The organism is uncultured Campylobacter sp. (genome assembly GCF_937981295.1).
Classification (GTDB): Bacteria; Campylobacterota; Campylobacteria; order Campylobacterales; family Campylobacteraceae; genus Campylobacter_B.
This window is the reverse complement of sequence record NZ_CALJPC010000067.1, coordinates 1-13,597: the sequence shown is the minus strand read 5'-3', so window position 1 is coordinate 13,597 and position 13,597 is coordinate 1. Positions and strand designations below refer to the sequence as shown.

The 13,597-nt window shown below is 47.5% G+C and carries 17 protein-coding genes; 8 read left to right on the top strand and 9 right to left on the bottom strand.

All coding sequences use genetic code 11. The annotated features are described in order from the left end of the window. Window positions 1-110: 110 nt before the first annotated feature. From Q0135_RS05540 to Q0135_RS05530, 3 genes are all read right to left on the bottom strand, one after another. Window positions 111-350, bottom strand: a complete 240-nt coding sequence (locus Q0135_RS05540) for a hypothetical protein (protein ID WP_297989004.1) — start codon at window positions 348-350, stop codon at window positions 111-113. 376 nt (window positions 351-726) lie between these two features. Continuing rightward, the gene (locus Q0135_RS05535) at window positions 727-1,638 is read right to left on the bottom strand and encodes an HAD family hydrolase (RefSeq protein WP_297989002.1); all 912 of its coding nucleotides are present in this window, start codon (window positions 1,636-1,638) and stop codon (window positions 727-729) included. Beyond that, window positions 1,639-1,995, bottom strand: coding sequence for a hypothetical protein (locus Q0135_RS05530; protein WP_297988999.1), 357 nt, complete (start codon window positions 1,993-1,995; stop codon window positions 1,639-1,641). It lies immediately after the preceding gene. 194 nt (window positions 1,996-2,189) lie between these two features. Between Q0135_RS05530 and Q0135_RS05525 the strand changes: the two genes are divergently transcribed. The 7 genes from Q0135_RS05525 (at window position 2,190) to Q0135_RS05495 (ending at window position 8,188) form a co-directional block, all read left to right on the top strand. Further along, entirely contained in the window at window positions 2,190-3,461 is a 1,272-nt protein-coding gene (locus Q0135_RS05525; protein ID WP_297988996.1) for an aminotransferase class I/II-fold pyridoxal phosphate-dependent enzyme, read from the top strand. Then, entirely contained in the window at window positions 3,461-3,874 is a 414-nt protein-coding gene (locus Q0135_RS05520) for an Rrf2 family transcriptional regulator (protein ID WP_005870604.1), read from the top strand. The genes Q0135_RS05525 and Q0135_RS05520 overlap by 1 nt, the downstream gene beginning before the upstream one ends. 9 nt (window positions 3,875-3,883) lie before the next feature. Then, entirely contained in the window at window positions 3,884-4,798 is a 915-nt protein-coding gene (cysK, locus tag Q0135_RS05515) for a cysteine synthase A (protein ID WP_295151870.1), read from the top strand. Window positions 4,799-5,507: 709 nt separating this feature from the next. Continuing rightward, window positions 5,508-6,710 carry a replication-associated recombination protein A gene (locus Q0135_RS05510; RefSeq protein WP_297988994.1) on the top strand — a complete coding sequence of 401 codons (1,203 nt, stop codon included), beginning with the start codon at window positions 5,508-5,510 and terminating at the stop codon, window positions 6,708-6,710. Continuing rightward, complete coding sequence (locus Q0135_RS05505; RefSeq protein WP_297988991.1) at window positions 6,707-7,063, top strand: MmcQ/YjbR family DNA-binding protein; 357 nt, start codon at window positions 6,707-6,709, stop codon at window positions 7,061-7,063. The genes Q0135_RS05510 and Q0135_RS05505 overlap by 4 nt, the downstream gene beginning before the upstream one ends. A gap of 116 nt (window positions 7,064-7,179) precedes the next feature. Beyond that, window positions 7,180-7,425: a hypothetical protein gene (locus tag Q0135_RS05500; protein ID WP_297988990.1), complete on the top strand. Its 246-nt coding sequence runs from the start codon at window positions 7,180-7,182 to the stop codon at window positions 7,423-7,425. A 382-nt stretch (window positions 7,426-7,807) separates the two neighbouring features. Then, a complete protein-coding gene (locus Q0135_RS05495; protein WP_297988987.1) occupies window positions 7,808-8,188 on the top strand; it encodes a hypothetical protein in 381 nt (126 codons plus the stop codon). Window positions 8,189-8,437: 249 nt separating this feature from the next. Here Q0135_RS05495 and Q0135_RS05490 read toward each other — a convergent pair whose 3' ends face one another. From Q0135_RS05490 to lolA, 6 genes are all read right to left on the bottom strand, one after another. Then, window positions 8,438-8,581: a hypothetical protein gene (locus Q0135_RS05490; protein ID WP_297988985.1), complete on the bottom strand. Its 144-nt coding sequence runs from the start codon at window positions 8,579-8,581 to the stop codon at window positions 8,438-8,440. A gap of 142 nt (window positions 8,582-8,723) precedes the next feature. Next, window positions 8,724-9,359 carry a hypothetical protein gene (locus tag Q0135_RS05485; RefSeq protein ID WP_297924082.1) on the bottom strand — a complete coding sequence of 212 codons (636 nt, stop codon included), beginning with the start codon at window positions 9,357-9,359 and terminating at the stop codon, window positions 8,724-8,726. 9 nt (window positions 9,360-9,368) lie between these two features. Further along, window positions 9,369-10,298 carry a hydroxymethylbilane synthase gene (gene hemC / locus Q0135_RS05480; RefSeq protein ID WP_297988984.1) on the bottom strand — a complete coding sequence of 310 codons (930 nt, stop codon included), beginning with the start codon at window positions 10,296-10,298 and terminating at the stop codon, window positions 9,369-9,371. After that, window positions 10,295-10,747, bottom strand: coding sequence for an FxsA family protein (locus Q0135_RS05475; RefSeq protein WP_297988983.1), 453 nt, complete (start codon window positions 10,745-10,747; stop codon window positions 10,295-10,297). The genes hemC and Q0135_RS05475 overlap by 4 nt, the downstream gene beginning before the upstream one ends. Window positions 10,748-10,812: 65 nt before the next feature. After that, window positions 10,813-11,373 (bottom strand): low molecular weight protein-tyrosine-phosphatase, encoded by a 561-nt coding sequence (locus Q0135_RS05470; RefSeq protein WP_297988981.1) that lies wholly within the window; start codon window positions 11,371-11,373, stop codon window positions 10,813-10,815. Window positions 11,374-11,379: 6 nt separating this feature from the next. After that, complete coding sequence (lolA, locus tag Q0135_RS05465; RefSeq protein WP_297988978.1) at window positions 11,380-11,892, bottom strand: LolA-like outer membrane lipoprotein chaperone; 513 nt, start codon at window positions 11,890-11,892, stop codon at window positions 11,380-11,382. Between the two features lie 120 nt (window positions 11,893-12,012). Between lolA and secA the strand changes: the two genes are divergently transcribed. Continuing rightward, window positions 12,013-13,597: preprotein translocase subunit SecA (gene secA, locus Q0135_RS05460; RefSeq protein WP_297988975.1), on the top strand; the 1,585-nt coding region annotated here is incomplete at its 3' end.

The following is a 13,597-nucleotide window of genomic DNA, read 5'->3' as shown; positions in this document are numbered from 1 at the left end:
TTAAAAATTTAATCTTGGTCGCGTGGCAGATTAAACGCGAAGCTTTTCAGATAGGCGTAATTTTAAATTTACATAATAAGCAGCTTGATTTTTGCGGAAATTTTAAACTTCTATGGCGCGAGTGAAATTTTAGGTTTCGCTTGAGCGGATAGAATTCCGCTTTGTTTGAGCGCTAAAATTCTTGGATTTCGCGTAGGCGGAGAGGATTTTCGCTTTGCTTGTGCGGTAAAATCTTGATTTCTGCACGGCGGATAAATTCTACTTATGCAAAATCTACTCGCGTGCATAACACAGATCAGGCTTTTTAAAATTTTAAAATTCCGCCGCTTTGCGAGAATTTGAAATTTCATGGACGCGGTAGAATGCTAAAATCGCGTTTGGTATTAAATTTTAAGTCTGGCTTTCGAGGCAAATTTTAAATTAAGCCGCGAGAGGGCGTCTTTAAATTTTAAAATTCCGCCACCTTTTACAGATAGAATTTCATTTTTCACGCAGATAAAATACCGCACCACAAAAGCTACTTTTAAAATTTTAAATTCCACTCGCGCAGATGAAATCCTAGTTTCTCGTGCTAGTGGAATTTTTCGCGCAAGGATCACTTTTAAATTTTAATTTCGCTTGCGTTGCACGCGAAGATGGAATTCGCTCCGTTTTAAGAGCCTAAGCGTGATTTTACCCTGCTGCAATACTACTTTTAATTAGCTATGCCTCAAAAGCCAGGCTACTTTAAATTCCGCCGATGATTTCGCGCGCTTGCGTGATGTTTAGGGCATTGCGACTTAGTTCGCTAGGCTCGCCAAACCCCCAGCATACCTGCAAATACTCAAGTTTTGCGCCTCTTAGATCTGCCAAGTTTGCCTGAAAACATCGCGCTACTGCAGCTTGTGCGCTTTCCGTCGCTTCTGCTTTTGCGGAAATCTTAGCGCCTTTAAAGCTTAGTGTTGCCGCCCCGTCAGCACCTGTGTCGTTAGGGCGGAATTTTTCATCTGCGTTAAGATTTTCGCCGCAAGAGCTTAAGCCCTCGCTAGCGCTGAAATTCTTTCTACTAGTGTCACGGCTGGCATTTAAGCTCTCGCCGTCATTGCCGCCTTGAAATTCTAAATTTTGTAAAAATTCTGCGCCACGGATCGCGGCTAACTCATCCTTTTTGCTATCGCCTAAAAAAATCGCGTTTTTGTGCGGTGAGCGTGCGATTACGTGTAGCAGCATCGCAGGGTTGGGTTTTGATGGCATCTGCTCGTTCGCGCCTACGACCAGATCAAATAGCCTGCGCACCCCCGTCTTTTCTAAGATCGCGCTTAGGGTATAGGAAGGCGCATTGGAGGCGACTGCGAGAAAAAATCCTGCTTTTTTGCACGAGTGCAAAAGATCTTCGATACCCTCGTAAAGCACGGCAAAATCGCGGTAATTACTTACGAATTCCTTCTCGAAAAAAGCAAGTTCTTCGGCGCTCGCTTCGGTTTTGCCGTAAAATTCCAAAAAGGCGTTTTTGCTTGGATCGTTGATGGTGTGGACGATGAAATTCTTTTGCAGTGGCGCTAGGCCGTAGAGCTCGCGGCGAGTGTTATTGACGCTGATTTCGATCGCGCGCGAAGAGTCAAGCAGCGTGCCATCCATATCAAAAATCACGGTTTTCATCTAATAATCCTTAAAAAAATCGATTTTGTGCTTGTCTTTTTTGTAACTTTTATTGTTTTTGAGCTTTTGCAGAGCGTTTGCTTCATGCTGTAGCGCCGATCTAAACGCAGCATGGCTGGTCTGTCCTGCCTCGCTAGCATCAAGGACGTTTTTAGCAAAGCTCTCAAGCGCCTTGGTGTAGGGACTATCGAGATTCGTAGCGGCCGCTTTAGATAAAATTTCGTAGTTTTTAGCTATTCGCTTCGCAAAAAGCTCTGCATCGAAATCCTCGCGCTTTAGCAGTGCTACGGCGGATTTTACGAAGCGTTCTAACGCGCGGATATATTTAACGCGCTCATCTTTTTCTTTGATTTGCATGATTTTTCCTTAATTAAAGCGCGCATTATAGCAAAATTCGAAATTTTGGCAAAATTACGCATATTATAAAACTATATTTTAATAACATTTTTTTAGAAAATCCCGTATTATAGGCATTTTAAAACCATATAAAAATACTTGACTTTATTTTAAAATTTCGCTATTATTCGTCAAATTTTTTACAAAGGACAAAAATGCAAAAAGAAACCCTCGCAACTCACTTCGGTTACGACTCCGTCGCAGGCTACGGCACGATGGCAGTTCCCATTTATCAAAGCACCGCGTTTAACTTCGGTTCTAGCAAAAAGGCCGCCGATCGCTTCGCACTTCGCGATCTAGGACCGATTTATGGGCGTTTGACAAATCCTACTACTGATGTTTTTGAGGCGCGACTTGCGGCGCTGGAAAACGGCAAAGCCGCAATCGCGGTCTCTAGTGGGCAGGCGGCGATATTTTTTGCGGTGGCAAATTTAGCCGCAGCGGGCGAAAATATCATCATCGCCGAGAAAATTTACGGCGGCGCAACTACGCTTTTGGCGCATACGATCAAGCGTTTCGGCATCGAAGCTAGGGTTTTTGACTCCGAAACTGCGGATAATTTGGAAGGTTTAATCGATGATAAGACTAGAGCGATCTTTTTTGAGACACTTTCAAATCCTCAAATTTCGGTTGCAAATACCGCTAAAATCGCTACAATCGCAAATAAGCACGGCGTAGTAACGATTGCGGATAACACGATCCCAAGCCCTGCGCTTTACAATCCGCTTGATGACGGCGCCGATGTCGTAATCCACAGCGCTAGCAAATACATAAGCGGACAGGGGCTTAGTATCGCTGGTGCAATCGTTTCGGGCAAAGGATTAAATTCCAAACTCAAAGGCAATCCGCGTTACGCACATTTCAACGAGCCTGATGAGAGCTATCACGGCTTAATTTATGCGGATTTAGTAGATAATTTCGACATTTATACGCTTAGGATTCGCTTGTCCCTGCTTCGCGATATTGGTGCGACGCTATCGCCGTTTAACGCGTTTCAGCTCATCCAGGGGCTTGAAACACTGCCGCTTCGCATGCAAAAACACTCGCAAAACGCGCTAAAGATAGCAGAATTTTTGCAAAATCATCCGAAGGTAAAGCAGGTCAATTATCCGGGGCTTGCAAGCTCGCCATTTAATACCGCGATTAAAGCGAAATTTAAAAACGGCTATGCAAGCAGTCTGATGAGCTTCATCGTAGATAGCGAAGAAACAGCGCTAAAGGCGGTTAGTAAGGTTAAAATTTTCTCTGTCGTAGCAAATATCGGCGATACTAAGTCGATCATCACTCATCCTGCGAGCACGACGCATTCGCAGCTAAACGAGGAGCAGCTAAACCGCGCTGGCGTGCCTGCGAGCTTAATCCGCCTAAGCGTGGGTATAGAGGACGCGAACGATTTGATTTCTGATCTTAGCGAGGCACTGAAATAATGGCACTTTTAAGCACAAAGGGCGTTTATGGGCTGGCTGCGATTTTGCAGATCGCCAAAGCTAGCGAAGTAGCGCCTATAAGTATAAAAGAGATCGCCGAGCGTACGGGAGTTTCTAAGAATTATTTGGAGCAAATTCTAAATACCCTTAGAAACGAGAAGCTAGTGTGTAGCATCAAAGGTAAAAACGGCGGCTATCACCTAGCCAGAGATGCTAGTGAGATTTCTTTCGGTGAAATTTTTACCGCTCTTGAAAAGGATCTGCGGATGACTAGCATTCAGATGAGCGATCCCGGACTGCGGGCGTTTTTTGAGAAATTTGACGTCAAGCTGGCAGAGATATTTAACGAGCCTCTAAGCAGCTATGAGGAGATGATGGCGCGAAGCGTCCAGTATTTAAATTTCAGCATTTAAAGGAAAAATATGAAAATAGCAAACGATGTTACGGAGCTCATCGGCAATACTCCGTTAGTCAGAATCAATACGTTTGGCAAAAATGCCCTCATCCTAGCCAAGGCGGAATTTTTAAATCCGAGCCACTCGGTCAAAGATCGCATCGCGTGGCAGATCGTAAAAGACGCGCTAAGCTCGGGCAAAATCGATAAAAATAGCGTTTTGATAGAGCCTACCAGCGGAAACACGGGCGTAGGGCTTGCGATGATCGCAGCAAAGCTCGGTATGAAGCTAATTTTAACAATGCCAAGCTCGATGAGTATCGAGCGCCAAAAGCTCATCGCGGCATTCGGCGCTAAAATCGAGCTGACCGACCCGAAATTTGGAATGAAAGGCGCGGTAGATAGGGCAAATGAGCTGGCTGCGAGCACTCCAAATAGCTTCATCCCGAGCCAGTTTGATAACCCGAGCAATCCAAAGGCGCATTTTCAAAGCACTGGACCTGAAATTTGGGAGCAAAGCGGCGGTAAGGTAGATATTTTAGTCGCGGGATTTGGTACCGGCGGCACGCTCAGCGGCACGGCGAAATTTTTAAAATCTAAAAATCCAAACCTAAAAGCCTACGGCGTGGAGCCTGCTAGCTCGCCGCTTCTTACGTGCGGCAGTGCGGGTGGGCATAAAATTCAGGGCATCGGCGCAAATTTTATCCCTGATAATCTTGATAGAAGCGTCATCGACGGCTTTTTGAGCGTTGAGAACGACGATGCGTTTGCGGCAGCTAGACAGCTGGCACAAAAAGAGGGCTTGCTCGTGGGCATCTCAAGCGGTGCGAACGTTTATGCTGCCGCGCAGATCGCTGCCAAGCCCGAGAACAAGGGCAAAGTGATCGTTACGATCCTCTGCGATACCGGCGAGAGGTATCTTTCTACCGAGCTTTTCAAATAGACGGCGGTTTTTGCACGAGCAGGCCGTTGGCGCGGTAATTTTACGCATTTTATGCAGACGTGCAGCTTTGCGCGATTAAATTTCACGCTGGCGTCGGAATTGGCGCGATGAGTTTTGCGCGATCGCGCGGGTTATTGCGGCGATTGCGTGATTATATTTTACATTTTTCGCGTTACGTAGGCGCGAGAATTAATGCGATAGTTTCTCTGCGCGAGCGAAGCGATAGTCGCGATGGTTGTGCGATGATTTTATAAGAGCGCAACGATTTTTTAGCTTTGCTGATTTTGCGTTTATTAATTTGTTGATTTATCAGCTCGTCGCTCGCTGCGAGATAAAATTTAGCCCCAAAATAGGGCTAAATTTTAAAATTTCATCTTGCGTGCCTAGCTGATTTTTGGCGCGCTATGTATGGCTGCGTTACCGCGTAATACGCAGGGCATTAAATATAAAACCGCTAGACCTGCTAAATCTGCACGATCCGTTCTTGCCGCAAATTTTATATCGCCGTCCGCACACGCGGCATAAATTTTAAAATCCTATCTGAAATTTTAAAGCTCGCTCGTGCGGCTAAAATTCCAAGCCCGCGCCGTGCATAAATTTCAAACCCGCGCCGTATGTAAAATCTGGATCCCGCCTTTTAAATTTAGCCGAATTTTAAAATTTAATCATAAAAACGCTATCATCGGGGCAAAATTTTTAAGGTTGCAAAATGAGTTTGAGCTTGAAATTTCGCCCCAAAAGCTTAGAGCAGATCGTGGGGCAGGGCAAGATCGTAGCGGTTTTTAAAAAATTCGTCGCCGCAGGCAGCATCCCGCACAGTATATTTTTCGGCGCCGCAGGCAGCGGTAAAACGACGATGGCGCGCGTGATCGCAAGCGAGTTGAACTACGATTTTTACGAGCTTGACGCCACGAGCCTGAAGGTCGAGGATATCCGCAAAATTCTATCCTCGCACGCCGGCTCGCTCATCAAGCCGCTCATTTTCATCGACGAGATCCACCGCCTCAGCAAGACGCAGCAGGAGGTGCTGCTAATCCCGATGGAAAACTACGCCGCGATCATCATCGGCGCGACGACGGAAAATCCGCAGTTCGTGCTAAGCAGCGGCATCCGCTCGCGCTCGATGATCTTTGAGTTCGAACCGCTTAGCTACGAGGATTTGGAGGCGCTTTTAGCGCGCGCTCAGGGCGAAATCGGCTTTGAGATGGACGAGGAGGCGCGAAAATACCTGCTAAACTCCAGCAGCGGCGATGCAAGGAGTATGTTGAACCTGCTCGAATTTGCGCTTTTGGCAGACAGCGCCATTACGCTGGATACGCTTCGCACGCTGCGCGCAAATGCCGTCGCTGCGGGCGTTAGCAGCGACGATCTGCATTACGAGCTCGCAAGCGCGATGATCAAAAGCCTGCGCGGAAGCGACGCCGACGCCGCGCTGTATTATGTCGCGAGGCTGATAGATGCGGGTGAGAGCGCGGATTTTATCGCGCGCAGGATGGTGATCCTAGCTAGCGAGGACATCGGCAATGCCAATCCAAACGCCCTAAATATCGCCGTCAGCACGCTAAATGCCGTCAGTAAGATCGGCTACCCAGAAGCTCGCATTATCTTGGGGCAATGCGCGATCTATCTGGCGCACAGCCCCAAATCAAACGCCGCATATTTGGGCATCAACGCCGCTTTGAAATTCGTCCGCTCCGCTGCACCGCTACCTACGCCGCGCTATCTCATCAACTCGGACAAGCAGATTGCAGACTACAAATACCCGCACGACTTCGGCGGCTGGGTTGAGCAGGCCTATATGAGCGAGGCGGCGAAATTTTACGAAAGCAAGGGGATCGGCTTTGAAAAGACGCTGGATGAGTGGCTGGCGCGATTGCGCAAAGAAAAGATCGATATTAAGGAACGAGAATGAACTTCAGCAGCGTCCTAAAACTAATGAAGCAGCGCTATGGTGCGGACGGCGAGTATCTGTGGGATGAATATCCTAATTTTGCGGTTTTTCGTCACGCAGGAGGGAAGCGCAAGTGGTTTGCGCTTTTGATGCGCGGGCTTGCAAACGAAAAGCTCGGTCGCGCACTTCCTGGCTCAAGCGATGTGATAAATTTAAAAGTTTCGCCCGATTTGGCGGCGATTTTGCGTGACGAAAAGGGAATTTTTGCCGCCTACCATATGAATAAAAAACACTGGATCAGCGTCTGCCTTGATGCGGTGCCGCGTGAACAGATCAAGGATCTAATCGAGCAAAGTAGGGAGCTTACGAGGTAGAATTTGCGCCTGGGCTTAGTTTAAATTTGCGTGCGAAAGAGGCTAAATTTGAACCGAGAGCGCAGATTTTAGCGGCTCGCGGAGCTTAAATTTAAAAATATTCGCAAGGAGCGCGGATGAATGAGCAAAATTTAAAATATATCGCAAATTTGAAAGCGCAGGACGTGCCGTGGAGTAGGCTCACGACAGCTTACGGCAGGGCGAGCGAATTCCCCGAAATTTTTAAGAAACTCGCGCTGGCAATCAAAGCTTGTGATGCGTCGCGCGGCTCGGGCGGCGAGCAAAATTTAGACAGAGTGTTAAATTCAACAACCGAGTCCAGCGCAGGGCAAAATTTAAAAAGCAAGCCCGGTTGCTGGTAAAATTCTACGGATGCAGCAAGATGCGGCGCGGCGCAAAATTCCGTAAATTTAGCGCAAAAGAGTGAGTCGAAATTTAAAAAGGCAGATAACGAAGCGGCGAAATTTAAAGCGGGCGGAGAGACGGAGCTTAAAACGGACGCGGCGAAGTGCGGCGAGGCGGAATTTAAGAGTGCGGATAGCGCGGCGATAAAATTTAAAGCGAGCCAGGCGAGTAAATTTAAAACGAGCGCGGCGGATAAGAGCTCGGATGCGAGCGAGCGGGAGAAATTTGACGCCAAGGACCTTCAGGACGCGCTTAGTAAGATTTTTAACGAGATAGAGCATCAAAGTACGCTTTGGCACGTAACCCCTTTTTGCGCTGCTGTTTTTGGCGCGCATCTTTATGCGGGCTCGCGCTACAGCGGGTAAAAACGCGAATAAAAATAATCAAAACGCTACAGCGGACATAAACGGAAAAAACGAAAACTGCGAAAACGAAGCGGCAGGCTTTATCGCGGCTCGGCTCGGCGGATTTTTTGCGTTTATGCTTGAGATTTGCGATGACGCCGATAAGATCTCGCACGCAGCGCCGCTGGCGAGCTTTTCGGATATGCTTGCGGAAAAATATCTGTGGCCGCAGAGCGATGAGAATGACGAGGAGCGCTGGAAGGAGCATTTTTACGACGATGAGCTATTTTACAGCCTCTATTTTTATTCGCGGGCGGTTTTGGACGCGACGGGAGTGGACTTTGCGCAGTTTAAGCCTGGGCCGGGTGGCGTTTAAGGCTGCGCCATCTCGCCTTTTGATTCTAAATTTAGCGCAACGCGGCGCGCTTTGGCGGCGCTTTGTTTAAATTTAGACTTCAAAAAATTTTAAAATTCTTTAAAAATTTACGGCGTGCAGAATTTACAGATCGTCTTCTTAAATTTAAAATTCGCGCGATTTTTTTGATCGGCGGTATGATTAAGGCGCGGATGACGCTTTTAAATTTAGATCGCCGCGAAGCTACAAACTCGCTTGCGGCGCGGCTTTTTATGTGGTTTTAAAAAGATACCAATTCGGCGCAATTTTTTCTATCATTATAAACTCGCTAGGGCTCATTTGCGGCAGGTCTGCCTCATCTTGCACCCGCAAAAAGCCCACGGAGTTATCGGTGACCCCGCCGATGAGCAGCATAAAATTTCCGCATTGTCGCCGTATAAATTCCAGAATTTATACGCTACTTCGCCGCTTTCAGATCTGTCTAGCATCTTGCCAAATAAATCTCAGAAATTTCATATTGACGTAAAATTCCACATCGTCACGTAAGCTAGCGGCGTTACATAAAATTTATATTCAAAAGCCTATCTCTAACCTCGATATCCTCCAGGTTTAGTTTGAGTTCATCTCTTAAATATTTTTCCAAATTTTTTCGTTCAAAATCGCTTAACATCGCAAGCGGGATACCGACGAATACCCCATTTTCGCTGTCTAAAAATATTAAGACATATAAATTTATGCTTTTTATCCTACCCCTTAGCCGTAAAACGGCAAAGCATATCAAATCCATCAAATACAATATCCACGAAAAAGCCGTTAAAATAAGCTTTTTAAAGGTGCCAATATTTTTATCATAGCTAAATTCTTCTACCGCAAAATCTACGAATTTATAAATCGCTACCTTATCAATACGCGCTATGTCGATAGATTTTTTTGTAACTATCGTTTCTTGATAGTTTGCAGAGGATTTGTTATATTCTATTCTGCCGGGATAGAAGCTTAAAAATTTGTTTTTATTTATCCCTAAAAGACCTATTAAGGTTAAAATCCAAACCCCAACCCAGTAATGCCAGTGAATACCCCTAGTGACGAGTTCAAAAACAAGCATGACGATGGACGAAGTAACGCCCAAATCGATATAAATCTTGGTCCAATAATCTTTGATGATAAAAAGCGGCATTTGCTCTTTTTGCATTAGGGCTTCTTATAGGCTCGCCATCGCTTCAGCGCGCGCAAGAAGCTGCTTTGCGCCCTTTTCGATAAAGCCGCGCGCAAGCTCCGCGCCTACGCTTTGCCACTTACTTTTTTGCGCGACGATGCTTTGGCGGATGCTCTCGCTGCCGTCTGGCAGGCCCACTATCGCGCTGATGTGGATATTTTCGCCGTCAAGGCGCGCGTTGATGCCGATCGGCACCTGGCAGCCGCCCTCCAAAACCCTAACGAAATCCCGCTCTACGGTCGTTTCGATAATCGCGTGCCCATCTTTTAAAAACTCTATCGCGCGCAGGATTTGCGGCTCGTCCACCGCCTCGATGCCGAGCGCTCCTTGCCCCATCGCAGGGATCATCTGCGAGATTTCAAAGGGCGCTACGTGCTTTACCTCGGCGCGTAAATTTAATCGGTTGATGCCCGCCATCGCTAAGATGATCGCGTCGAATTCCCCGTCTTTGAGCTTTCTCAAGCGAGTTTGGACGTTACCGCGCAAGGAGATTATCTCTAAATCAGTTCGCATGCTAAGCAGCTGCATCTTGCGGCGAAGGCTCGTGGTGCCGACTTTTGCGCCGTGGGGTAGCTCGTCAAATTTAGAGTATTTTTCGCTAATCATCGCATCGCGCACATCTTCGCGCGCGCAGATCGCAGCCAGTACGAGTCCTTGCGGAAACTCCACGGGCACATCCTTTAGGCTATGCACGGCGATATGTGCTTCGCCGCGAAGCATACTCTCCTCAAGCTCCTTCGTAAAAAGCCCCTTGCCGCCGATCTTTGCAAGCGGCGTGTCTAAAATTTTATCGCCTTTGGTTTTCATACTTTTTAGCTGCGCTTGGATGCCATGTGCTTCAAGCAGCGATGCGATATGCTCGCTCTGCCACAGCGCAAGCACGCTGCCGCGCGTAGCGATGATCAAATTTTTCATTTTTCCTCTCCTATGCTTTTTCGGATCTCGATTTCGTTCTCCTCGATCACTTCTACGTCGATGACGTCGTCGTTTGCGCGGTGGCGTCGCCAGAATTTTCGTTCGCTTTTTTCGGAATTTTCTCTGCTCGTGTTAAATTTAGGCACGTCGCTGGTGACGCAGTAAAACGACGCAGTGATTACGCAAACGCCCAAAATATCGCCGAAAATGCCAGGCGCAATGAGAAAGACGCCGCCTACGACGAAGCCCACGCCGCTTAAAATTTCTTTCGGCGAGATTTTCATTAGATTAAAAAACCCCATCCACGAGCGGTTTGCTACGACGTAACCGCCTAAAATCGCGCTTATGACGATCTCTACCGCGTATGCCGCGAAGCCGTTTGCGCTTACGAAATAATAGGTCGTAAATGCCTCAATTATCAGATATGGAACGATCAAAAGCCTAAACATATTTTTCCTTGAATTATCACTTTAAGCCGCGCCTCTTTGAAGACGCTAAAATTTAATCGCGGATTTTAGCAAATTCCGTCTGAATTTTTAATGTATCGCAAGAGTCCCTCGCAGCCGCGTTTGATATCTGCGTAGCAGCGCTCAAAATCGCGCGTGTAGTATGGATCGGCGATTTGTAGGTGTTCGGGATGGGTTAAATTTGAACCGGCGCCTTTTAAATTTAAGCCGGTTCGTTTTACCGGGTCTTTGAAATTTCGCGCATCGAGGCTTGTAAAATTTCCCCCTGCAAATTCCAAAAGAAATTTTACCTTAGCCATATCCTTGCCGCGAAAAATTCGCCCCAGCGAGCGCATATTTTCATCGTCCATGCAAAGAATTAGATCGTAGCGCTCGTAGTCTGCGGGCGTGACCTGCACGGCGCGATGCGCTACGAGCGGCACCTTTTGCTCTTTTAGCACGCGCTGCGTCTCATAGTAAGGCGGCGAGCCGATCTCGTCGGTGTGCGTCGCCGCAGAATCCACACTCACGCGCGCACTTAGACCGCTTTGATTAATGAAATTTTGCATCACGGATTGCGCCATCGGCGAGCGGCAGATATTGCCGTGACAGACGAAAAGTAGCCTCACGCGCGCCTACTGCGTGATGATGTCGTAGTTTTTCGGGATTATGGGCTTAAAGATCGCCTCATTCACCGGCGCGTTTTTGCGGACGTTGCTTAGATTAATGACGACTTTATTGTCCATTTTGTCGGTGTAGCTGATCTTGCTCGGCAAATCGCCCTTTAGCTCGATTAGATATTTCACGTCGTCGAAGCTCGCCTCATAAACGCCGTTTTTATTTGGCTTTGCGTTCGCTAGGATCGCCGTTAAATTCGGCGTTTCTTTGATATTCGTGATGATGGCCTGCTCAAGTTCGGGCTCGATTACGACGACCTTTGTGAAGCTAAAAAAGATATTTTTTATCGTAGGGGTCTTATAATGCCACACGGCGTGCTCTTTCGTGGCGCTAAAATCGCCGCCGTAGCTGATTTTCGCATCGTCGCTCTGCACGGTTTGCGAAAAATTTGCGCTCAGCGTATCGAATTCTATCCCGCTTGCGAATGCAAAAATGCAGCTTGCCGCTAAAGAAATAAGAGTTTTTTTCATAAATTTTGCCTTTATTTTTGAAAATTTGCGCGTATTATAGCCGTTTTTCTAGGATTTAATTAAATAGAAACTAAAAATATGTTAATATGCGCGGTTAAAATTTTAAAACTAAGGTTTGAGATGTTTAAAAAGGTCATCCACGGGATTTTCGGTACTAAAAACGATAGGATCGTCAAACAATACGCCAAGCGTGCAGCACAGATCAGTGCGCTTGAAGAAAACTACGCGGCGATGGACGATGCGGCGCTTAAGGCGGAATTTGAAGCGTTAAGAGCGCAAGTTCGCGCGGGCGAAAAGAGCACGGATGACGTGCTTAACGAAGTATTTGCTATCGTGCGAGAGGCGGGCAAAAGAGTGCTAAATATGCGCCACTTCGACGTTCAGCTGATAGGCGGTTTAGTGCTAAACGACGGCGCGATCGCAGAGATGAAAACGGGCGAAGGAAAGACCCTCGTAGCGACTTTAGCGGTGGTGTTAAACGCGATGGAGGGCAAGGGCGTGCATGTCGTGACCGTAAACGACTACCTAGCTAAGCGCGATGCTGCGCAAATGGGCGAGCTATATGAATTTTTAGGGCTTAGCACCGGCGTGATCGTAGGCGGTGAATACGATGACGCCAAGCGCAAAGCCGCATACGCGTGCGACATCACCTACGGCACAAACAACGAGTTTGGCTTTGACTACCTGCGCGATAATATGAAATTTAGCGCGGATGAAAAGGTGCAGCGCGGGCATCATTTCGTAATCGTAGACGAGGTCGATAGCATACTAATCGACGAAGCACGAACGCCACTTATCATTTCAGGTCCTACGAACCGTACTTTAGACGGCTACATCAAGGCAAACGAAGTAGCTCGCCAAATGATCCGCGGCGAGGCGCCAGCCGATCCGAAAGGCAAAGCTACGGGTGATTTTACCGTAGATGAGAAAAACCGCGCCGTTTTGATCACGGAGGCAGGAATTTCAAAAGCCGAGAAGCTTTTTGGCGTCGATAACCTCTATAGTCTCGAAAATGCCGTGCTTAGCCACTACCTTGATCAAGCACTTAAGGCGAATTATCTATTTGAAAAGGATGTGCACTACGTCGTGCGCGACGGGCAGGTCATAATCGTGGATGAATTTACGGGTCGTCTTAGCGAGGGGCGCAGATTCAGCGAAGGCTTGCATCAGGCTCTTGAAGCTAAAGAGGGCGTGCAAATCCAGGAGGAGAGCCAAACTCTTGCCGACATTACCTTTCAAAACTACTTCCGCCTTTACGAAAAACTCGCTGGTATGACGGGTACGGCACAGACGGAAGCAACGGAATTTTCTCAAATTTACAAACTCGAAGTAGTCTCTATCCCTACGAACGTGCCGGTTATCAGAAAGGATCAAAACGATCTTATCTACAAGACCGAGCGCGAGAAATTTGACGCCGTCATAAATGAGATCAAGCGGCTAAATTCTAAAGGTCAGCCCGTGCTAGTGGGTACGGCGTCGATTGAAAAGAGCGAGAAGCTGCACGAGCTTTTGGTCAAAGAAAACATCGCGCACTCCGTGTTAAACGCCAAAAATCACGAGCGTGAAGCGCAGATCATCAAAGACGCGGGCGTAAAGGGCGCGGTGACGATCGCAACGAATATGGCCGGCCGCGGTACGGATATAAAGTTGGGTCCAGGTGTCGCAGATTTAGGCGGTCTCGTGGTGATTGGTACTGAGCGGATGG